The sequence below is a fragment of the Pseudomonas sp. PDM10 genome (genome assembly GCF_014852295.1).
GTDB lineage: Bacteria > Pseudomonadota > Gammaproteobacteria > Pseudomonadales > Pseudomonadaceae > Aquipseudomonas.
In genome coordinates this window covers 72,488-92,410 of record NZ_JACVBJ010000009.1, presented here as the reverse complement: position 1 = coordinate 92,410, position 19,923 = coordinate 72,488, and the positions used below count along the sequence as shown (strand labels likewise).

Annotated in this window: 18 protein-coding genes and 4 tRNA genes; 10 read left to right on the top strand and 12 right to left on the bottom strand. The window is 58.3% G+C overall.

Features of this window, described 5'->3' with window-relative positions:
* Positions 1-110 precede the first annotated feature (110 nt).
* Together IB252_RS28130 and rdgC are read right to left on the bottom strand one after the other, a co-directional pair.
* The gene (locus tag IB252_RS28130; protein ID WP_192410958.1) at positions 111-1,076 is read right to left on the bottom strand and encodes a bile acid:sodium symporter family protein; all 966 of its coding nucleotides are present in this window, start codon (positions 1,074-1,076) and stop codon (positions 111-113) included.
* A 197-nt stretch (positions 1,077-1,273) separates the two neighbouring features.
* Entirely contained in the window at positions 1,274-2,194 is a 921-nt protein-coding gene (rdgC, locus tag IB252_RS28125; RefSeq protein WP_008151195.1) for a recombination-associated protein RdgC, read from the bottom strand.
* 160 nt (positions 2,195-2,354) lie between these two features.
* On the opposite strand from rdgC, the gene IB252_RS28120 reads away from it, so the two are divergent.
* The 4 genes from IB252_RS28120 (at position 2,355) to IB252_RS28105 (ending at position 2,898) form a co-directional block, all read left to right on the top strand.
* A tRNA-Val gene (locus IB252_RS28120) sits at positions 2,355-2,430 on the top strand.
* Positions 2,431-2,449: 19 nt separating this feature from the next.
* Positions 2,450-2,526, top strand: a tRNA-Asp gene (locus IB252_RS28115).
* 200 nt (positions 2,527-2,726) lie between these two features.
* A tRNA-Val gene (locus IB252_RS28110) sits at positions 2,727-2,802 on the top strand.
* Positions 2,803-2,821: 19 nt separating this feature from the next.
* Positions 2,822-2,898: transfer RNA gene (locus IB252_RS28105), tRNA-Asp, on the top strand.
* Between the two features lie 141 nt (positions 2,899-3,039).
* Here the strand turns inward: IB252_RS28105 and IB252_RS28100 are convergent.
* Positions 3,040-4,173, bottom strand: a complete 1,134-nt coding sequence (locus IB252_RS28100; protein ID WP_192410957.1) for a catalase family protein — start codon at positions 4,171-4,173, stop codon at positions 3,040-3,042.
* Positions 4,170-5,978, bottom strand: a complete 1,809-nt coding sequence (locus IB252_RS28095; RefSeq protein WP_192410956.1) for a di-heme-cytochrome C peroxidase — start codon at positions 5,976-5,978, stop codon at positions 4,170-4,172. Before IB252_RS28095 ends, IB252_RS28100 begins: the two co-directional genes overlap by 4 nt.
* 269 nt (positions 5,979-6,247) lie before the next feature.
* Between IB252_RS28095 and IB252_RS28090 the strand changes: the two genes are divergently transcribed.
* From IB252_RS28090 to IB252_RS28070, 5 genes are all read left to right on the top strand, one after another.
* Positions 6,248-6,964: an FKBP-type peptidyl-prolyl cis-trans isomerase gene (locus IB252_RS28090; protein ID WP_111452385.1), complete on the top strand. Its 717-nt coding sequence runs from the start codon at positions 6,248-6,250 to the stop codon at positions 6,962-6,964.
* Positions 6,965-7,258: 294 nt separating this feature from the next.
* Positions 7,259-7,714: a YkvA family protein gene (locus IB252_RS28085; protein WP_111452384.1), complete on the top strand. Its 456-nt coding sequence runs from the start codon at positions 7,259-7,261 to the stop codon at positions 7,712-7,714.
* Between the two features lie 113 nt (positions 7,715-7,827).
* Positions 7,828-8,169 (top strand): helix-turn-helix domain-containing protein, encoded by a 342-nt coding sequence (locus IB252_RS28080; protein ID WP_024164567.1) that lies wholly within the window; start codon positions 7,828-7,830, stop codon positions 8,167-8,169.
* Complete coding sequence (locus tag IB252_RS28075) at positions 8,166-8,537, top strand: hypothetical protein (RefSeq protein ID WP_003223109.1); 372 nt, start codon at positions 8,166-8,168, stop codon at positions 8,535-8,537. The genes IB252_RS28080 and IB252_RS28075 overlap by 4 nt, the downstream gene beginning before the upstream one ends.
* Positions 8,538-8,957 (top strand): sel1 repeat family protein, encoded by a 420-nt coding sequence (locus IB252_RS28070; RefSeq protein ID WP_192410955.1) that lies wholly within the window; start codon positions 8,538-8,540, stop codon positions 8,955-8,957. It begins immediately after the preceding gene.
* Positions 8,958-9,088: 131 nt separating this feature from the next.
* On the opposite strand, the gene IB252_RS28065 is transcribed toward IB252_RS28070, so the two are convergent.
* Both IB252_RS28065 and IB252_RS28060 read right to left on the bottom strand, forming a co-directional pair.
* A complete protein-coding gene (locus IB252_RS28065; protein WP_192410954.1) occupies positions 9,089-10,873 on the bottom strand; it encodes a bifunctional diguanylate cyclase/phosphodiesterase in 1,785 nt (594 codons plus the stop codon).
* A 149-nt stretch (positions 10,874-11,022) separates the two neighbouring features.
* Entirely contained in the window at positions 11,023-13,104 is a 2,082-nt protein-coding gene (locus IB252_RS28060) for a carboxy terminal-processing peptidase (protein ID WP_165934026.1), read from the bottom strand.
* A gap of 182 nt (positions 13,105-13,286) precedes the next feature.
* On the opposite strand from IB252_RS28060, the gene IB252_RS28055 reads away from it, so the two are divergent.
* Positions 13,287-14,249, top strand: a complete 963-nt coding sequence (locus IB252_RS28055) for a zinc-binding dehydrogenase (RefSeq protein ID WP_111452380.1) — start codon at positions 13,287-13,289, stop codon at positions 14,247-14,249.
* A gap of 156 nt (positions 14,250-14,405) precedes the next feature.
* Here the strand turns inward: IB252_RS28055 and IB252_RS28050 are convergent, their stop codons facing one another.
* The 6 genes from IB252_RS28050 to IB252_RS28025 form a co-directional block, all read right to left on the bottom strand.
* Positions 14,406-15,059, bottom strand: coding sequence for an HAD family hydrolase (locus IB252_RS28050; protein ID WP_111452379.1), 654 nt, complete (start codon positions 15,057-15,059; stop codon positions 14,406-14,408).
* Positions 15,060-15,093: 34 nt separating this feature from the next.
* Entirely contained in the window at positions 15,094-16,083 is a 990-nt protein-coding gene (locus IB252_RS28045) for an ABC transporter ATP-binding protein (protein WP_008145851.1), read from the bottom strand.
* Positions 16,080-16,880 carry an ABC transporter permease gene (locus IB252_RS28040; protein ID WP_134102889.1) on the bottom strand — a complete coding sequence of 267 codons (801 nt, stop codon included), beginning with the start codon at positions 16,878-16,880 and terminating at the stop codon, positions 16,080-16,082. Before IB252_RS28040 ends, IB252_RS28045 begins: the two co-directional genes overlap by 4 nt.
* Positions 16,867-17,703, bottom strand: coding sequence for an ABC transporter permease (locus tag IB252_RS28035; protein ID WP_165934027.1), 837 nt, complete (start codon positions 17,701-17,703; stop codon positions 16,867-16,869). Before IB252_RS28035 ends, IB252_RS28040 begins: the two co-directional genes overlap by 14 nt.
* A gap of 5 nt (positions 17,704-17,708) precedes the next feature.
* Positions 17,709-18,515: an alkaline phosphatase family protein gene (locus IB252_RS28030; protein ID WP_192410953.1), complete on the bottom strand. Its 807-nt coding sequence runs from the start codon at positions 18,513-18,515 to the stop codon at positions 17,709-17,711.
* 179 nt (positions 18,516-18,694) lie between these two features.
* Positions 18,695-19,765, bottom strand: coding sequence for an ABC transporter substrate-binding protein (locus IB252_RS28025; RefSeq protein WP_111452377.1), 1,071 nt, complete (start codon positions 19,763-19,765; stop codon positions 18,695-18,697).
* Positions 19,766-19,923: the final 158 nt, after the last annotated feature.

Below are 19,923 nucleotides of genomic sequence, written 5' to 3'. Positions count from 1 at the left end.
CCATCGATTGACGGGGTCGTCCCCAGATTAATGACTCGATCGAGCCGCGAGGTCGTCCTCGCGTTTTGCAATAGAGTGCCCATCATTAACCTGGGGATCAAGTTTTCGGATCAGTCGATAGCCTGCTGCGCCGCAGTTTCCCGATCTTCTTTTTCGCTCATCCGGCGGAAATACGTCGAAAGCAGCGCTCCGGAGATGTTGTGCCAGACGCTGAACAACGCACTCGGCACCGCCGCCAGCGGTGAGAAATGCGCACTGGCCAAGGCAGCACCCAACCCGGAGTTCTGCATGCCGACTTCCAGCGCCAGGGATTTACGCTGGGCCAGTGGCAACTTGAACAGCCTTGCGGTGAAGTAACCCAGCAGATAGCCAAAGCTGTTGTGCAGCATCACCACGGCCATGATCAGCAGGCCGGATTCGGCAATCTTCGCCTGGCTGGCAGCCACCACGGCAGTGACGATGATTACGATGCTCACCACCGACACCAGCGGCAACACCTCTACCGCGTGACGAACCCGATCACCGAGTACGCGTTGGGCAACCACGCCGAGCACGATTGGCAGCAGCACCACTTGCAGGATCGACCAGAACAGCTCCATGAACGACACCGGCAACCAGGCTGAGGCCAGCAGCCAGATCAGCGCCGGGGTCAGCAGCGGGGCGAGGAGGGTGGTGACAGCGGCGATGGCCACCGACAACGCCAGATCGCCGCGGGCCAGCCAGGTCATCACGTTCGACGAGGTGCCGCTAGGGCAGCAGCCGACCAGGATGACGCCGACAGCAATCTCCGGCGGCAAGTGGAACGCCTGGCAAAGTAACCACGCCACACCGGGCATGATCACGAAATGCGCAACCACGCCCAAGGCCACGCGCCATGGATGGCGAGCGACTTCGGCGAAGTCTTCGAGTTTGAGGGTCAGGCCCATGCCGAACATCACCAGGCCCAACAGCGGCACGATCGCGCCTTTCAGTCCGATGAACCAGGTCGGTTGCAGGAACGCCACGACGGCGAAAATCAGTACCCAGTAAGCGAAGGTGTTGCCGACAAAACGACTCAATGCAGCCAGTGCGCGCATGGCCTGATCCTTATTCTTGAGTAACACCACAAAACCAATGTGGGAGCGAGCCATGTGGCGAGGGGATTTATCCCCGTTCGGCTGCGAAGCAGTCGTAAACGCGCTTTAACTTTGAAATGCCGGGGCTGCTCCGCAGCCCGACGGGGATAAATCCCCTCGCCACATGGCTCGCTCCCACAGGGATAACCTTTTACCTTTTAGATCCCCTGCGGGGTCTCTTCGCCGCCCAACGCTTCAACCAGCGCTGGCAGGAAGTCGCCGAAGGTCAGCATCATCAGGGTGAAGCTGGCGTCCAGTTGGCCGAGGGCTTCTTCGCCACCGTCCTGTTCCGCCTGGTCTTGCAACAAGTCCTCGAACTTCAGGCGCTTGACCACCATCTTGTCGTCAAGAACGAAAGACAGCTTGTCTTGCCAGGCCAGCGACAGCTGAGTGACCACTTTTCCGGTGCTCAGGTGCAGCTGTATTTCTTCGCTGGTCAGGTCTTGGCGCTTGCAACGCACGATGCCGCCGTCTTCGTGGGTGTCGCGCAGCTCGCACTCGTCCAGCACGAAGAAATCGTCCGCGGCTTTCTGGGTGGTGACCCATTCAGTCATGGTCGCGGTAGGGGACATCTTCACGGTCAGCGGACGTACCGGCAGCGTGCCGATGACTTCACGCAGGGTGGACAACAGATCTTCGGCACGTTTCGGGCTGGCCGAGTTGACCAGGATCAGGCCTTGTTTCGGCGCGATGGCAGCGAAAGTCGACGAACGACGAATAAAGGCGCGGGGCAAAAAGGCCTGGATGATTTCATCCTTGATCTGATCGCGTTCCTTTTTGTAGACCTTGCGCATTTGTTCGGCTTCGATCTCTTCGACCTTTTCCTTCACCGCGTCGCGCACGACGCTGCCCGGCAGAATGCGTTCTTCTTTACGGGCGGCGATCAGCAGGAAGTCGCCACTGACGTGCGCCAGCGGAGCATCTTCGCCCTTGCCGAACGGCGCGACGAAACCGTAGGTGGTCAACTCCTGGCTTGCACATGGACGCGCCAGTTTGGTGGCCAGTGCAGTTTCCAACGCCTCGGCATCAAAAGGCAGATCTTGGGTCAGGCGATAGATAAGCAGGTTTTTGAACCACATGGGGCGAGTCTCTCCTTTATACAAAGGGGGGCATTATTCTCTTCGCAGCGCCATAGGCCAACCCTTCTCTAAGCCTTTGGAAGGCCTGAAAAAATTAATTAAAAAAGTGCTTGCCAGAGGTGTGGTCGCTACGTAGAATGCGCGCCACACCGAAAGTGAAGGGTGATTAGCTCAGCTGGGAGAGCGTCTGCCTTACAAGCAGAATGTCGGCGGTTCGATCCCGTCATCACCCACCATTCGCTTCCAGTGTTACGCGCAGCGGTAGTTCAGTCGGTTAGAATACCGGCCTGTCACGCCGGGGGTCGCGGGTTCGAGTCCCGTCCGCTGCGCCATATTCGGTTATCTGGAACGCTGAACGCCAGGTCACCACGGAAAAGCCCGCTTAACGCGGGTTTTTTTCTGTCCAAAGTTTGCAAGTTGTTCCTGCAGGTCGCGTCGTTTTATCGGTTTTCAGATTTTTTTGAAAAATTATTCAATTAAATCAACACTTTATGAAAATCTGTGGCACAATGCGCCCCGCAACGAAGGTAAAGGGTGATTAGCTCAGCTGGGAGAGCGTCTGCCTTACAAGCAGAATGTCGGCGGTTCGATCCCGTCATCACCCACCATTTACTTTCAACGCTACGCGCAGCGGTAGTTCAGTCGGTTAGAATACCGGCCTGTCACGCCGGGGGTCGCGGGTTCGAGTCCCGTCCGCTGCGCCATATTCGGTAACCTGGAACGCTGAACGCCAGGTCTCCACAGAAAGCCCGCTTAATGCGGGCTTTTTGCTGTCTGGGGTTTGGCTTCTGCCGAGGCTCCACCGAGAAAGCGACCTTTGGGTCGCTTTCTTTCGTTTTGCCTTCTTATCGTTCGGCGTTGCGGCTGTGTCGGTAGTCGCTCACGGCTTCGTACACAGCTTTGCGCAACCGGTTGATGCCGCCAATGGGGCGATGAGCCTCAAGGCCAAACCACGGGTTGAACGACTGGTTATCGCATTGCACGTTCAGAGCAGGCGTATCGAAGTCCTGGGCGGGTACTTTGATCCGCGCCACGGTCTCGAACGGAGCATCGTTTTGCTGCCACTCAATGCTCGTGTCTTCGATCGGCATGTACCTGGCCGGGTCCTGGCGCTGAATCTGCAAGACGAAGCAGGCCGGGATCCGGTCGGTCGACAGTTGCTGGTGCAGCGCATTGCGCAGGAAGTTCGGCAACTTCTGGTTTTGCGCAGGCAGGGTGTAAGTCGGGCAGCTTGCCGGATCGGGCATGACGCGGAACTTGGCATTGGCTTCGCCGAATTTGTAGGGCGAAACTGAAAAGTAAGTCGTCTGGGTCGGGCTTTGCGGGGCGGGTGACAGTGTCGCCAGCGCGATAAACAGATGGCGAACCTGCCAGGTCCGCGGGTCCCAGCCCGGAAAGAACGCCATCAGCTTCTTGCCGTCAGCCTGTGCGGCTACATTCTGACGGTACTCGGCGACATCGCTGACGAAGAAATTCGGATGGCTGAACATCACGAAGTCCTGTTCACCACGACTCTGTTGGTCATGCAGCAGTTGTTTGCCGGGCACATCGAGCAACTTGATTGCCATGCCCCGTGCGTCGCGGATGCTGTCGAACTGCGGGTAGGCATTGCCGTTGGACAGCCGCATCGTCGCTTGCCAGGTTTTGCCGGGTTCGTTGAACACACCCTGACGCAGTTCGCCCGCCAGATCCGGCAGCACCTGAACCTCGGTCTTCACGCAGCCATGGGCCTTGGCATGAGCGTCGCGCAGATAGCGGGTGCTTTCACGGTGCTGATCGACAATGCGCACGGCCGTCTGGATGATGTCTTGGGTCATCGCTGATTCGCCATCCGGAATCAGTTCTTCAGCCGAAACCGGGCCGCTGTGCTGCCAGGCGAACCACGCCGTGGCCAACGCCCAGGCGAGCAATCCAAGGCCTAGCGACCACAGCAGGGTTTTGCCGAGAAAGGCGCCTAAACGCATCCAGAGTCTACTCATGGCAATTGCGCCTCTAACGGACCGCCCAACACTTTCAGATACTCCAGCAGCGCCCAGCGCTCTTCTGGTTGCAACAGGCGACCGATGACGCCGTTGCCACGGGTGCCTGCCCGGAACTCGTGGCCGCTGTTGTGATTGCCGGTGATGCGCGTGTCGAACATGAAGCCATTGGCGAAGGCCTCGGTGCGATAGCCGAGGTGCCTCGGGTCGTACTCGAAAGTGCCTTTATAGAAGGTGGTTGCGCGTTCATCCTGGGGCGAGAGCAACTGATAAATGCTCGGCACCGAACCGTTATGCAGAAACGGTGCAGTGGCCCAGACTCCCGCCAATGGTCGCGCCTTGTAGGCGCGCAATTCGCGCACGCCAATCGGCAGGCCGAAGCCATCCATGTCCGGTCGTTCGGCCGTAGGAATGTTTGCATCACGGTAGGCCCGGTTTCCGACGAAAGCGGTGATGTAGGCCAACCCTTTAGCCGATGAGAGCTTGCTCAAATCCAGCGATTCCGCGGGCGTCGGCTGCAACTGAACATCCAGTTGCGCCAGCTCTGTCGGGTCCCATTGCAGGGCGGTGAGGTCGAAGCGATGGTCGGCGATGTTATTGGCCGCGCCCGGGTCTGTGCCGATGAACTCCACGGGCAGCATTTTCAGATGTTGCACCCAGCGCCCTTCGCTTTGGACCGATCGAGGTACATGGCAGCCAGCGCAGTTCTCGGTGAATAATTCGCGACCTTTTGCGGCCTGGGTTTTGTCGACGGCGCCCAGCAATTCTTCCGGCCAGGCTGGCGGTTTGAGCCGTTGCAGGGTTTGTTCGATCAGGTGCAGATCGCGCAAGCGGACACTGGACGGATAACGGGCGTCTCCTTTAAGCGGTTGGCCGTTAGCGTCGAAAAAATTCAGCGTGGCGCCCACGCCCAGGGCCTCGCCGATGTTGCGGGCCATCGGTTGCTGCGCCGAACCGTTCCACTGCACCCAATCGAAGGTCCACATGTCCCACAGTTGCGGATAGTCGACCGGGGCGTTGGCCACACGGTAGTTGGCGGGGGAAATCGCATCGCCGAAACTGGCGTTGGCAATGCGCCCGAAAGCGTCGGTGCGGCCGGGGCCTTCTTCGGTGGGATAGAGCCCGCGATGGGTGTCGTTCCAGGCCACCTTCAAGAAAGTGTCGAGAGAGACTTTGAAGTCTTTGCGCAGTTGTTGATGCCGGGCATCGTAGTCCTGGCCCAATACGTTGCGTGCGAAACGTTCGAATTTCCACGGGTTGTAGTAAGTCGACGTCAGACTCGCTACCAGCGCTTGTCCGAAACTGCCTCCGCGCAAAGTAGGAACGCTGGAGGGCAGAACGTGCTGTGCCGAACCGCCATCGATGCGCACGGCCTGGCCGTTAAAGCGCAGTTCGCCGGTGTGGCAGGCGGCGCAGGTAATGTCCAGAAACTCGTCCTGGCTTCCAGGGTTCTGATGACGGGCAAAACCCACGGGCAGATTACCGGGGTTGTTCGGGGTGGCTCGCTGGTTGGGGTCGATCAGAAAACCGAAGCGGGCGAGGTATTCGGGCGCGGCGAATCGCTGTTGCGAGAACGGTAATTCGAGGGCCTTGAACCAGTCATAGTGCAAACCTTTGACCTCGGTACCCTGAGGTGTGAAGTAGTAAGTCTCACGGTCGGCGGTGCTCCATTGCTCCAGGTAATGCACTTGCTGCACGGGTGACCAGGCCGGCAATTTCGGGTTGGCGACGTAATACAGAGCCACGGCGAGGCACAGCCCCAGCAGGACTGCGAACAGAACCAGCAAGCGGAAGAAGAGGCGCAAGATAAACGTCCTTGTCGATTTATAGCTTCCTTATGCCTCAGCATCTGAGGTGCGGCAAGTGGCCATTACGCCAGATGCAGGGGGATCCGGTACCCGTCTCTGTGGGCGCAAGATGACAGAAGCTTCATCAGCCCATTCCCGAAATGCGTTAAAACCCCTGAACTTATCAGAAGTTTCCTGCTCTCATGCCGGTAGCCATTGGTCGTGGCCGCCTGATAAGCTCGCGGCTTTATTCGATTGCCCTTTAGGCGCATGAACAAGGAAATAGCATGAAACAGCATCGGTTGGCGGCGGCGGTGGCCCTGGTTAGCCTGGTACTTGCGGGTTGTGATTCGCAGACCAGCGTAGAGCTGAAAACCCCGGCGCAAAAAGCTTCCTACGGGATTGGCCTGAACATGGGCAAGAGCCTGGCTCAGGAAGGCATGGATGATCTGGACTCCAAAGCCGTAGCCCAAGGCATCGAAGATGCCGTCGGCAAGAAAGAACAGAAGCTGAAGGATGACGAACTGGTCGAAGCCTTCGCAGCACTGCAAAAGCGTGCTGAAGAGCGTATGGCCAAAATGAGCGAAGAGTCGGCAGCTGCCGGCAAGAAATTCCTCGAAGAAAACGCCAAGAAAGCCGGTGTAACCACTACCGCTTCGGGCCTGCAGTATGAAGTGGTCAAGAAAGCCGATGGCGCACAGCCTAAGCCGACCGACGTAGTGACCGTTCACTACACCGGCACCCTGACCAATGGCACCGTTTTCGACAGTTCCGTCGAGCGTGGCAGCCCGATCGATCTGCCGGTCAGCGGTGTGATTCCGGGTTGGGTCGAAGGCCTGCAACTGATGCACGTTGGCGAGAAGTACAAACTGTACATCCCTAGCGAACTGGCTTACGGCGCCCAAAGCCCAAGCCCGGCGATTCCAGCCAACTCGGTGCTGGTATTCGACCTGGAACTGCTGGCGATCAAGGATCCGGCAAAACAAGACGCTACTGCCAAGTAATCAGCGTCTGCTTTAAAAACAACGCCTCGCTTATGCGGGGCGTTGTTGCATCTGGCGTTTAGCGAAGGTAAACAAAGCGAACGGATGCTGTAGGCTGGAGTCATAGCCATTGAGGACGCCCGCGCTAGCCGCGCCAGAGCGCCAAGTCAATGAATTCTTGGGTTTTTTTATGTGAGTAAAAAACGCCCGATCTGAGTTGGGCCCTTATGAAACGGGGCTTTCAGCCATGAAAAGCAGCTCTGTTCACAAGGTTATCCACAATTTGTGTGGATAACATTTCAGTGGGAGGAAATGATGAAAACACCCTGGAATTTCGCTCGTTTCCTGCCTCTGGCCGGACGCCTGCTCGCGCGTGGACGTTTGCCGACCTTGCTCTTCGCGGTAGCCAGCAAAGGTGCCAGCCAGGGTAATCGGCTGGGCAAGCTCAAGGATGATCTACGCCTGTTGCAGGCACTCTGCCTGGCTTACTGGCGCGGTGAGTATCGGGCTATCAGCCCCACAGCGTTGATATCGGTGGTGGCAGGCCTGATGTATTTCCTCAGTCCCATTGATGCCATTCCGGACTTCATTCCAGTGTTCGGCATGCTCGATGACATCGCAGTGCTGGCCTGGCTGATGAAAGTTCTCGACGATGAACTCAACGCCTTCCGCGCCTGGCGCAAGCGTCAGTTGCCGGAAAAGCTTGCAGTGGTTGAACGCCTGCCCGATACCCCGGAGCAACTTCAACTTCAGGGTCCGAAAAAAAACTGAACTGATTCAATCTCATCCATAGATTGATACCCCCGCGACCTTGGCCGCTGTTAGGATTACACTTCTAGGGAAAAGTGCCGACTCGCTAAGTGTTGTTGTCCTACGGGGTAGTCATGGATATTCAGATAATTACACGCGAAGGAGAGCCCGAGTATGCGGTTCTTCCATGGGCTCAATATCAGGCTCTACTAAAAGCAGCAGGCATCAATGAACAACCGCCGCGGGTCGCCCCAGAGCGTCAGGCGGCAACACCAGACCAGATTCTTCCGGGTCTGGATCAACTACGCAGTTTGCGCGAAGGGAAGGGCATCGCCATCGAGGCGTTGGCCCGCACGGTAGGCATCAGCCCGTCTTATCTGGCCTTGATCGAAAGTGGCGAGCGTCTACCCGACGCTGCGATTCGCCGCAGCCTGGCCTGGGAGTTGACGGTGCCAGGGTGGAGGGATGAATCGTGAGCGTACGCATCAGTCGTCAACATTGGGACGGGTTGCTGGGCGAACTGGATCAGGCACGCCGCCAGCGTCATCTTCTGACATACCGGGCGTTGCTTGAACGTTTGCAACTGCCCACACCGGCCATGCAAACCTTGACCGCCGCCCTTGAACATCTGGCCGCGCTGGACGCCAAGGCCGAGCAGCCATTGCGCAGTTCCCTGGTGATCAGCCAGGGCGCCAGCCGCCTGCCGCGCACAGGATTCTTTGAATGTGTCGAGCGTCTGGGGCGTTTCTCCGGGCCGTCCGATGGGGTCGCCGCAGCGTCCTGGCATGCCTCGGAAGTGGTGCGGGTGTTCGAATATGAGTACCCGGAATCGGCGGAGGCCTGAGTGTTTTTAAAACTCAAGGCGCGGGCCAGCTACTGGCTGGCTCGCCGTTTGTTTCATTGGTCATGGTTTGTGCGTCAGCCGCGGGGCTGGAGCTGGCTCGAAGGCCAGTTCGCACGTATGGCGAACCTGGGTGATGTTGGCGCCCAGAGCTTCTATGGCCACATCCTGACCTTTCGCGGCGTCGGCCTTGGCGCTCGCGAAGAGGGCGTGCGCTTGCTGCGCCTGGCAGCGTTGGCGGGGGATGGCAAAGCGGCGTATCAGGTGGGCGTGATTAGTCTGGCGGGGACGCCGAGCAAGGCGCCCGATGCGGTTGAAGCTGCGCGGTTTTGGGAGATGGCCGCCAAAGCAGGACATCCGTTGGCCGAGATCAAACTGAAAGAGTTGGCGTCGCGCGGTTCCGAAGCGCCACCCTCAATCTGAGTTGGCAGAACTGGCGTCTTCGCGAGCAAGTCGAATCGTCGCACCGCCGCTCCCACAATTCAACCGAGTTAGTCCAGACGAAATGGGATTGAATCGTGGGAGCGGGCTTGCTCGCGAAGGCGTCAGATCAATCACCGCTGTCCTACGAGCAAATCCTCACCCGGCACCGCCAGACTATCAATCACATGCACGCTATACCCCGGCACATTCTTCGCGTGATGTTTGGCCTGCGATGCCATCTCCGCCAACTGGCTTGCATCGAGTTGTCCACAGGCCTGTGGATGTAAATGCACCACGCCGATCGACAGTGACAGCAACGCGAACTCCTGACGCACACCCTGACGGTTTGGGGCGATGAAGCAGCCGGCTTCCAGATGTTCGCTGCGATAAAAGCGTCGGCATTGGCTCTGGAAGTCGTCCAGCAACTGGTTCAAGCGCTTGCGCCAGTCTTCCGGGCCGAGCACCAGCAGGAAGTCATCACCGCCGATATGGCCAACAAAGTCGCGGGAAGGGTCGACGCGATCATTCAGGCATTGCGCCAGGCACAGCAGGACTTCGTCCCCACGGCCGTAGCCGTAGATGTCGTTGAAGGGTTTGAAACTGTCGATGTCGACGTAGCAGATCACCGACTCCCGTTGCTGTTGCAGCAGTCGCGACAGGCATTGCTGAATCGGCACGTTGCCCGGCAGCAGGGTCAGCGGGTTGGCGTAACGGGCTTGCTGGATCTTCAGTTCGGTAATCAGTTTAAGTACGTCGATCACTCGGCCCAGCCCCAGGTAACCGCCGTTGAGGGTAATGATGAAGTCCTCTTCGATGCGCTGCCGCGCGCGGCTGGTGATCAGGCGACTCACTTGTTGCAACGACTGGCTCATCTCAACGGCGAGGAAGTCATCACTCATTAAACGGCTGATCGGCTTGCGGGCGAACAGGTCGGTGGCAAAAGGCTTGAGCAGTGCATCGGAGAGCGAATGCCGGTGGACGATGCCGCAGGGCTGGCCTTGCTCGTCGAGCACCGCCAGGGAGTTCAGATTGGCCTGGCGGCGAAAGGCTTCCAGGACGGTGGCGGTCGGGGTATCGCGACCCACTGCCGGTTGGTCGTTGAGCAAAGCGCTAAGGTCGCTGACTTCATCATTCAATGCCACCGCTGTGCTTTCCCGTTTGGGCATCAAGGCTCGGGCATCACGAGGTGGATGTTCCTGGGGGCGGCAGAGCAGATAACCCTGAACCAGATCCACGCCCATCTCGGTCAACACTGCGAGTTCTTCTGGTAGCTCGATACCTTCCGCGATCACTTGCGCCCGTGAGGCCTTGGCAATTTGCAGGATCGAGCCGACAAATTCGCGCTTGAGGGCGTCCTGGTGAATGCCGTCGATGAAGTGTCGATCAATCTTCACGTAGTCGGGACGCAATTCAGACCACAGCCGCAAACTCGAATAGCCTGCGCCCAGATCATCCAGGGCAATGGAAAACCCCATCGCTCGATAGTGATGCAGGGCGGTTTGCAGCAGCTCGAAATCGTCGGTGGGTGTTTGTTCAGTCAGTTCGATCACCACCTGGTTCGGCGGTATACCGAAATCCTGCAGCAGTTGCAGGGTGCGCCCGGGTTGGTGGGCGGCCTCGAGCAGGGATTCCGGGGAAACGTTGAGGAACAGTTTGCCGGGCAGTTGCTGATCATTGAAGCGTCGGCAGGCGCTTTGACGGCAAGCGATTTCCAGCTCGCTCAGGCGGCCGGCCTGACGGGCAACGGCGAACAGTGCGAGGGGGGAGTGCAGCGGACTGTTGGAGGGGCCGCGACTGAGGGCTTCGTAACCGACAATACGTCGTTCAGAGAGGGAAATGATCGGCTGGAACAAGCTGTGCAAACCGCTTTGAGTCAGTATGGAACTCAAGGCACTCAGCTGTTCTGTGGTGGTCATGGCTTTCTCTGGCGATAAAAAAAGGACTGGGAGCACTCTCTTGGGTAAAGAGGAGCTCCCAGTCCTTTATTTCACGACAGAATGATGACTGTATGATGACGCTCCGGAGAGCGTCAGCATTAAATTGCCATCATCTTGCTTGTTACAACTTAGTGCTTGGCTACCGCGGTATTGAGTTTCAGGTAGTCCAACAGAATCCGCCCGGTCTCGCTCAGGTAGGCATCGTCTTCTGGTTTGGTCTTGTCTGGCTCGGCCGCGATCGCGTCTTCGTCTTCTTTCTTCAGCTCTTTGAGCGGCTCTTCACCCTTGGCCTTGCGACGGATGTTTTCCATGGCAAGTTGCTTGGCTTCGATATCGGCGTGTTGTGCACGACGATCGGCTTCATTGAGGCTGACGGTTTTTTCCGTCATCAGTTTCTGCGCCAGGGCCAGTTTGTCGCGGATGAACACGAACTCCGCGTCTTTGGCCGAGCGTACGTCATGCTCGGATTTGAGCTGCGAAATGTACGGTTTGAACGGATCGACCGCAGGCTTGATGGCCGCGCGGATGGTGTCCCACGGCATGGCTTCAGGCAGTGCGCTTTCGCCGATTTCCTTGGTGTCGATGATCGACGGGTAATCGATGTCCGGCAGTACGCCCTGATGCTGGGTGCTCTGGCCGGAAACCCGGTAGAACTTGGCCAGCGTCAGTTTCAGTTCGCCATGGTTCAGCGGCTGAATGGTCTGCACGGTGCCTTTACCGAAGGTCTGGCCACCGATGATCAATGCGCGGTGATAGTCCTGCATGGCGCCGGCAAAAATTTCCGAAGCCGAGGCAGACAAGCGGTTGACCAGCAACGCCATCGGCCCTTTGTAGAAGGCCCCCGGGTTTTCATCTTCCAGTACATCGACCCGACCATCGGCATTACGCACGAGAACGGTCGGACCTTTGTCGATGAACAGACTGGTCAGCTCGGTGGCTTCCTGCAGGGAACCGCCGCCGTTGTTGCGCAGATCGATGACCACGCCGTCGACCTTGTCTTTCTGCAACTCGGTGAGCAGTTTCTTGACGTCGCGAGTGGTGCTCTTGTAATCCGGATCGCCAGCACGGAAAGCCTTGAAGTCCAGGTAGAAGGCGGGGATCTCGATGACGCCGAGCTTGTAGTCCTTGCCGTCCTGTTTCAGGTTGAGGACCGACTTCTTCACCGCCTGGTCTTCAAGCTTCACCGCTTCGCGGGTGATCGGGACGATCTTGCTGGTCTGGTCGTTCGGCGCATTGCTGGCCGGGATCACTTCCAGGCGCACCACGGTGCCTTTGGGCCCACGGATCAACTTGACCACTTCGTCCAGGCGCCAGCCGACCACGTCGACCATTTCCTTGTTGCCCTGGGCAACACCGATGATCTTGTCGGCCGGTGCAACCATTTTGGTCTTGTCGGCCGGGCCGGCAGGTACCAGACGTACGACTTTCACCTGGTCGTTGTCGCTCTGCAACACGGCGCCAATGCCTTCGAGGGACAGGCTCATGTTGATGTCGAAGTTTTCCGCGTTATCCGGCGACAGATAGTTGGTATGCGGGTCGTAGGACATGGCGAAGGTATTGATGTACGCCTGGAAGATATCTTCCGCACGGGTCTGGTCCAGGCGCGTCAACTGATTCTTGTAACGCTTGGTCAGGGTTTCCTGAATCTGCTTGGAGTCCTTGCCCGCGATCTTCTGCCGCAAGACTTCGTCCTTGACGCGTTTGCGCCACAGGTCGTCGAGTTCTGCGGTGGACTTGAGCCAAGGGGCGTCCTTGCGATCGACCAGCAAGGTTTCCTTGGTTGTGAAGTCGATCTTGTCGACGCCTTTGTTCAACTCGGCAAGGGCGAAGTCCAGACGCGCTTTGACGCGGTCCAGGTAGCGCTTGTAGATGGTGAACCCGGCATTCAGGTCGCCGCTTTTGAGGAAATCGTCAAACTGGGTTTTCCACTTGTCGAATTCGGCAATGTCGCTGGCCATGAAGTAGCTGCGCGACGGGTCCAGCAGTTTGAGGTAGCTGTCATAGATGATCGCGGAGCGCGCGTCATCGAGCGGCGGCTTGCTGTAGTGATGGCGCTTCAGCAATTCGACGACGTTCAGGCTGGCGATCACTTCGTCACGATCAGGCTGAAGCTTGTCCCAGCTATTGGCTGCAAACGAACTGGTCGACATCGGCAACAGACCGATACCAATGAATAGGGCTAGGGCGGTGCTGGGGAAAAAATGCTTCATGCTGATTCGACGCGGGGACAATTGATCACGCATATTAGGCCGTCTTTGAAGTCGCCGGTACCACTAGTCTCTGTATGGAAACTGCCTGTTAGCTTTCGTACAGACCCAAGGGCCGGTCGCATAATGCAAGAAAGCCCGGCGCTACAGCTACGGGCTCAGTCCAGACTCACTATGGAGGCACTGTGAAAGCATTGCAAGGCGTTGAAGGTCGAGTGGAGTGGGTTGAAGAGCCCAGTCCTACATGCGATGTAGGACAAGTTCGGATTCGAGTGGCGGCTGCGGGTCTCAATCGCGCCGATTTGTTACAGAAGGCGGGTCTTTATCCGCCACCGCCGGGAGCCAGTCAGGTACTGGGTCTTGAGTGTTCGGGGGTGATCAGCGAGGTGGGGCCGGGCTCGTCCTGGCAGGTCGGGGATCGGGTTTGCGCCTTGCTGGCCGGGGGCGGGATGGCCGAGGAGGTAGTTGTCGACGGACGGCATGTGTTGCCGGTTCCCGAAGGTTTGTCCCTGGCGGAGGCGGCAGCGCTGCCAGAAGTGTATGCGACCGTTTGGCTGAATTTGTTTCAACTGGCTGCGCTCAAGCCGGGTGAGAAAGTTCTGCTGCACGCCGGAGCAAGTGGAATCGGTTCAGCTGCCATTCAGCTGTGCAAGGCGTTTGGTAACCCGTGCTGGGTCAGCGTCGGTTCCGCCGAGCGTTTGGCTTACTGCGAAGCGCTGGGCGCCCAAGGTGGGGTCGTGCGCAACGGGGATCTGGACAGCTTGAGTGACCTGGGGCCGTTCGATGTGATTCTCGACCCGGTGGGCGGCAACTATGCCGCGCTGAATCTGAAACTGATGGCGCTCGATGGTCGTTGGGTGCTGATCGGCCTGATGGGCGGTCGTGAGGCGCAGCTGGATCTGGCGCAGGTATTGGCCAAGCGCGTGCAATTGCTGGGTTCGACCTTGCGCAGTCGCGACGAACAGTTCAAGGCGGATCTGTTCAGCGATCTCAGCCAACATGTCTGGCCGCTGTTTGCCGAAGGGCGTTTGAGCCCGCAATTGGCCAAGACCTTCCCGATCAAGGACGCCGAAGCGGCGTTTGCGGAGTTGGCGACTAATAAGGTGTCGGGAAAGTTGGTGTTGGTGATCGACGAAAGCCTGGTTTGATCCCTGTGGGAGCGGGCCCTGTGGCGAGGGGATTTATCCCCGTTCGGCTGCGAAGCAGTCGTAAACGCGCTTTAACTTTGAAATGCCGGGGCCGCTCCGCAGCCCAACGGGGATAAATCCCCTCGCCACAGGGCCCGCTCCCACAGGGGCGCGTGGTTACTTCCAGGTATGGATCGGCCAGCCGGCCTTTTCGGCGTGTTCAAGCAGTACCGGATCCGGGTTTACCACGTGTGGGAAATCTACTTTCAGCAGCAACGGCAAATCATTGCGTGAGTCGGAGTAGAAACTGGCGCCTTCCAGGTTTTCCTCTTGCGCATCCAGCCACTCCAGCAAACGCGTGATCTTGCCTTCGCGGTAGGTCAGCGTGCCAACGGTGTTGCCGCTAAACACCCCATGTGCCACTTCCAGCTCGATGCCGAGAATCTCGTCAATGCCCAAACGATCGGCAATCGGCCTGACCAAGTGCGTGCCCGACGCCGAAATCACCAAAATCCGGTCGCCGGCCTTGCGATGGGCCGCAATGGCTTTGGTGGCGTCACTGAAAATGATCGGCTCGATGAAGTCTTCCACCCAAGGCCCTACCAAATGGTCGACCTCTTCGGGGGTGCGCCCGATCATCGGCTCCAGGCTGAAGGTCATGTACTCCTCCATCCGCAGTTTGCCGTGGCTGTAGGCGTCCATCAGTTCGTTGTTCTGACGCATGAACGACTCGGGATCGACCCAACCCAGGCGACCCATTTGTTCGCTCCAGAGGGTGGCGCAGTCGCCGTGGATCAGGGTTTCGTCCAAATCAAAAATTGCCAGGGCCATCAGTGCGGTTCTCTCTTCAACATCAGCAAAGTCATCAGGCTACCTCACACAGGGCCGTCGGATCGATGGAAAGCGCCAGACGCTGACCATCGGGATGCAAATCGGCCGCCGAGCGGTTCAGCACATCTACCACCAATTCCACGCCCCTGGCTTCGACCCGGTAGCGAATCACGTTGCCCAACAGGCTGTGGCTGCGGATTTGTGCGTCGAGTTCGCCGTTGAGGCTCAGTTCGATGGCTTCCGGGCGAATCGCGATGCGGTGGGTAATCGGTCGCTGCAGCAGTTTTGTGGCGCTGTCGGCGTCCAGCAGGTTGTAGTTGCCGATGAAACCTGCGGCAAAGATATCGATGGGTGCGGTGTAAAGGGTCTGGGCATCGCCGCTCTGTACGATCTTTCCCTGATTCATCAAGAAAATTCGGTCGGACATGGTCAGGGCTTCTTCCTGATCGTGAGTGACGAAGATCGTGGTCAAGCCGAGTTCACGCTGGATCTGACGGATCTGTTCGCGCAGGTGCTTGCGAATTCGCGCATCGAGGGCCGACAGCGGTTCATCCAGCAACAACAGGCGAGGCCGGGTCACCAACGAGCGGGCGAGGGCGACTCGCTGGCATTGGCCGCCGGACAGTTGATGCGGATAACGCGCGGCGAAGTCATTGAGTTCCACCAGTTTCAGTACTTCGGCAACACGCTTGTGGCTGTCGTCGGCGTTGACCTTCTGCATGCGCAAACCAAAGGCGACGTTCTGCTCGACGGTCATGTTCGGAAACAGCGCGTAGCTCTGGAACACCATGCCGATCCCGCGTTTCTGCGGGCTCAACGGAACGAGGTCCTGGCCATCGAGCAGGATTTTGCCGCCATCCACCGAGGTCAGCCCGGCGATGCAGCGTAGCAGTGTGGACTTGCCGCAACCGGACGGGCCGAGGAGGGTGACGAACTCACCCTTCTGGATTTCACAGTTGATGTCGCTGAACACCGTGGTGCCCGCGTAGCTTTTCAGTAGGTGTTGGACGCTGACGAAGCTCATTGGCTTTTGTCCTTGTTCAAAATATTGGCAGCCCAGGTCAGAACCAGCACAAAGAAGAAATAGGAAATCACCAGCGCACTGGTGAAGTGGCCGCTGCTGTTGCGCATGTTGTTGAGGTAGACCTGCAGGGTTTCGTAGCGGGTCCCGACGAGGATGTTGGCGAACACGAACTCACCGAACAGGAACGAGAACGACAGCAGCAATGCCACCATCAAACCTTTGCGCAAGTTGGGCAGCACCACCAGGAACGCCGCTTGCCAGGTACTGGCGCCGAGCAACTGAGCGGAGTCCATCAGGTCTCGCAGGTTGATCGCCTGCAAATTGTTGGTGATCGCCCGGTACATGAACGGCAGCGCCACGGTGAAGTAGCAGCCGATCAGAATCCACGGCGTCCCGACCATCGCGAACGGCCCGGAACCGTAGAGCTGCAACAGACCCACCGACGACACCACCGGCGGCACCGCGAAGGGCAGCAGGATCAGGATGTTCATCAGCGCATCGAGTTTCGGAAAATGGTAATGCACCACAAACAGCAACGGCAGAATCAGCACCACGGACAGAATCAGCGAGCCGACGCAGACCAGCAGCGATTGGCCGAACGAATGAAGAAACCGCGGATCGCTCCACAGCTCCACGTACCATTTAACGGTGAAGCCACTGGGCAGAATGGTCGCCGACCAACTGCTGGCGATCGAGTAGATCAGCGTTCCGAGCAACGGTAGCAACAGGATGGCAAACAGCAAATACACCACCACCCGGTGATAGACCCCGACGGGGCTCAGTTCAGCGCGAGACATGGTAGCTCCTCTTCAACAGCAACTGATGCACGATGGTCACCAGGGTCATCAACGCCACCAGCACCACGGCCAGGGCACTGGCCAGGTTCGGGTCCAGGGAAATGTCGCCGGAAACCATCGCTGCGATGCGGATCGGCAGCACGTTGAAGTTGCCGGTGGTCAGGGCGTACACCGTGGCGTAGGCGCCCAGGGCGTTGGCCAGCAGGATGACAAACGTACCGAGCAGCGCCGGGGTCAGCACTGGCAAACCGATGTGCCGCCAGAACTGCCAGCCATTGGCGCCGAGCAGCGCGGCGGATTCACGCCAGTCTTCGCGCAGGGCATCAAAGGCCGGGTAGAGCAGCAGCACGCCCAGCGGAATCTGGAAGTAGGTGTAGAGAATGATCAGCCCGGTTTTCGAATACAGGTTGAAGTCCTGAATGATCCCCGCCTGCTTGAGCATGATGGTGAAGCTACCGTTGAAGCCCAGCAGAATGATGAACGCGAAGGCCAAAGGCACGCCGGCAAAGTTGCTGGTCATGTTGGCGAAGGCGTTGACGAAGTTGCGCAGTTTCGAGTCGACCCGGCGCAGGGAGTAGGCGCCGAGCACCGCGATGATGATCCCGAACACGCTGGACCAGAAACTGATCTCGAGGCTGAACTGGATCGCCTGCAGATAGAACTTCGAATTGAAGATCCTGGTGAAGTTGGCGATGCCCCAGCCGAACTCTTCCGATTGCAGGCTGTTGATCATCACCCAGGACAGCGGCGCGATCTGGAACACGATAAAGAACAGTGCAAAAGGCACCAGGCACAAGGCTGCCAGCCATTTTCCGCGCTTCATGGTGTTCACTTGAGCAGCTCCCGGCATACAGGTTTGTCGTGGGGCACACCCAGCAGTTCACAGACGGTGCCGCAGATTTCAGTCTGTTTCGGTGCGGCGTTGGCATTGAAGCTGAAAGCGTCGCCGAGGACGAAAAGCGGTACTTCGCGTTCTTCCGACAGCAAGCCGTTGTGGGAGCGGTCGTTGTTCATGCCATGGTCGGCGGTCACCAGCACCTGATACCCGGCGTCGAGCCAGGTTTGCAGATAGTCGGCCAGAATAATGTCGGCCGAGCGGGCGCTGTTACGGTACTGCGAGGTGTCGAGACCGTGCTTGTGCCCGGCGTCGTCGATGTTCATGGGGTGGACCAGTAAAAAGTTCGGCGCATGACGCAGGCGCAGGTTTTCGGCGTCGGCGAACAGGTGCGAGTCCGGGTAGTGATCGTTCCAGTAGAAATGTCCGTGCTGGATCGGCAGGTCCGGGTCGTCGGTGTGACGATCCCGCGGCGCAATAAACGGCGAACGGTTATACAGCTCACTGACCCAGTGATAGGCCGCGGCGGCGGTGACAAGGCCGGCATCGCTGGCGTAGTGATAGATGCTGCGCTGGTTGGACAAGCGTGAGACGTTGTTGTGAACGATGCCACTGTCGATCGGCGTGACGCCGGTCAGGATGCACTCGTAAAGCGGTCGGGACAGCGCCGGCAATTCGCACTCCAGTTTGTAGAGCGCCGCGCGTCCTGCGCCGACATAAGCCTGCAGGTGCCCCATGGCGTGACGGGCGACCTCGTAATTAAGGCCGTCGAGCACGACAAGGATGACGTTGTGCTTCATAGGGGCTGGAACTCCGCAAAACAGATGATTCAAATACGCAACCAATCCTTTGTGGGAGCGAGCCTGCTCGCGATAGCGGTCTGACATTCAACATTGATGTTGGCTGACAGTCCCTCATCGCGAGCAGGCTCGCTCCCACATTGGGTCTCCATCAGATCCCCAAATGGGGATCTACCGCATTACTGCTTCATATTGACGATGACTTCTTCCTGCCACTTCTGCGGAAGGGCTTTGGAGGTCTTTTCCCATGCGTCGGCGTCTTTGATCGGCGTGACCTTTTTGTACTGCTCGTTAGGCAGCAACTGGGCCTGAACCTCGGCCGGCAGCGTCAGATGCTCGGCGCGGATCGGACGGGCGTTACCGCGTGCCAGGTTGATCTGGCCGGCGTCGCTGAAGATGTATTCGCGGGCCAGTTTGGCGGCATTCGGGTGCTTGGCGTATTTGTTGATGATGGTGGTGTAACCGGAGATCACCGAGCCATCGGATGGAATCAGCACGGTGTAGTCATTCGGGTTGACCATTTTGGCCTTGTAGCTCAGACCGTTGAAGTCCCAGACCACGCCGACTTCGATTTCACCCTTTTCCATGGTGGCAATGGTCGGGTTAGCCATCGACAGGCGGCCTTGTTTGGCGATCTCGGAAAACAGATCCAGCGCCGGCTGGAGGTTTTTCTCATTGCCACCATTGGCGAGCGCGGCAGCCAGAACACCGTTGGCGGCTTGGGCTGCGGTGCTCACATCACCGATGGAAACTTTGTATTTGCCGTTCTTGAGGTCAGCCCATTTGGTCGGAGCGTCGGAGCCGTGCAGCAACTTTTTGTTGACGATGAACGCGATGGTGCCGGTGTAGGCGAGCGCCCAGTTGCCGTCCTTATCCTTTGCCCAGCTCGGGATCTGATCCCAGGTGCTTGGCTTGTAAGGTTGAACAACGCCTTGTTTCACCGCGATCGGACCGAACGCTGCACCGACATCACCGATATCGGCAGTGGCGTTGTCTTTTTCAGCGGCGAACTTGGCGATTTCCTGGGCCGAGCTCATGTCGGTGTCGATATGTTTCAGGCCGTAGTTCTTGGCCAGGTCATCCCAGGTGCCTTTCCAGTTGGCCCAGTTGTCGGGCATGCCGACGCTGTTGACCTCTCCTTCCGCTTTCGCCGCGGCTTCCAGGGTTTTCAAATCGCTATCAGCCGCCATCGCGGCGGTACACATGGCAATGGTCGAGCCTAACAGTGAGGCCAGGAAAAGCTGTTTCATCCGAAGCTCCTTTGGGCGTTTTCAACGCTGCGATTGCGGTTATGTTGGTCTAGGTCAGCAATACCTGAGCCAATTTAGGCGTCTCTGATGACATTTTGATGTCGACGACCGGTCGGCCTATATTTCTTGAGCGGCAATGGTCAGGCTTCGGAGTAAGC